At 52.1% G+C, this 1,416-nt stretch carries 1 protein-coding gene; it reads left to right on the top strand.

All coding sequences use genetic code 11. The features are described from left to right. On the top strand, positions 1-1,416 hold a 1,416-nt coding region (gene carB, locus Q0314_RS08990), incomplete at both ends, for a carbamoyl-phosphate synthase large subunit (RefSeq protein ID WP_298058386.1).

Genomic DNA, 1,416 nt, shown 5'->3' with positions numbered 1-1,416 from the left:
TTAGCCTGGATGAGATCAAAAACGACATCACCGGCACGCCTGCTAGCTTTGAGCCCGTCATCGACTACATCGTGACCAAGATCCCGCGCTTTACGTTTGAGAAATTCCCGGGCGCGAACCCGTATCTAGGCACCGCGATGAAGAGCGTGGGCGAGGTGATGGCGATCGGCAGGACGTTTAAGGAAAGTATCCAAAAGGCGCTTTGCTCGATGGAAAAGGACTATTACGGATTTAACTTCGTAAATTTAGAGAAAAACGCGCTAATTTACGGTCTTAGAAACGCGAACGAAAGCCGCATTTTATACGTCGCGCAGGCGTTTCGCGATGGGCTTAGCGTGGCCGAAGTGCACGAGATGAGCAAGATCGACCCGTGGTTTTTGGATCAAATTTGGCAGATAGTTAAATTTGAAGAGCGTATCGACATGGACATCCTAAACGACGAGCCGCTGCTAAGAGAGGCCAAAACGATGGGCTTTTCGGACAAGATTATCGCGCACCTGATAAATTTAAAAGACAACCTCGACCTAGGTCAAAACGATATATATTTTGCGCGCGAGAAAATGGGCATAAACCTCGAATACAACGAGGTAGACACCTGCGCGGGCGAGTTTAAGGCGCTCACGCCGTATCTTTACTCGACGACGAATATCACGAAACTACCGCATCTTTCATCAAATTTCGCCGAGTCAAATTTAAACGCAAATTTGGCGCAAAAAGAGAAAAAAGTGATGATCATCGGCGGCGGTCCAAACCGCATAGGCCAGGGCATAGAGTTTGACTACTGCTGCGTGCACGCCAGCTACGCTCTGCGCGATATGGGGATCACCACGATAATGTATAACTGCAACCCAGAAACCGTCAGCACCGACTACGACACGAGCGATATTTTATACTTCGAGCCGATCGATTTCGAGCACGTTAGAGCGGTCATCGAGGCTGAGAGCCCTGACGGCGTGATCGTGCATTTCGGCGGCCAAACTCCGCTAAAGCTCGCCAAACGCCTAAGCACCGTGGGAGCCAAGATCATCGGCACGAGCGCGCGCACGATAGACGTAGCGGAAGACCGCAAAAAATTTAGCGAGTTTATCGCAAGTATCGGCGTCAAACAGCCGAAAAACGATACCGCCGTAAGCGAAGCCGAGGCGATCGAAAAGGCCGCTGCGATCGGCTACCCCGTGCTCGTGCGCCCTAGCTACGTGCTCGGCGGTCGTGCGATGAGGCGCGTGCATAGCGAAGCGGAGCTTAGGCAGTATATGAGCGAGGCGGTGCGCGTGAGCAACCACTCGCCCGTGCTGATAGATAAATTTTTACTTGACGCGACCGAGCTTGATGTTGATGCGATCTGCGACGGACGCGACGTATATATCGGCGCGATAATGGAGCATATCGAAGAGGCGGGCATTCACAGCGGCGATA

It is taken from the genome of uncultured Campylobacter sp. (genome assembly GCF_938040115.1).
In the GTDB taxonomy this organism is placed as follows: Bacteria; Campylobacterota; Campylobacteria; order Campylobacterales; family Campylobacteraceae; genus Campylobacter_A.
Note: the sequence above shows the minus strand (reverse complement) of the source record. Positions and strands in the feature narration are given on the sequence as shown.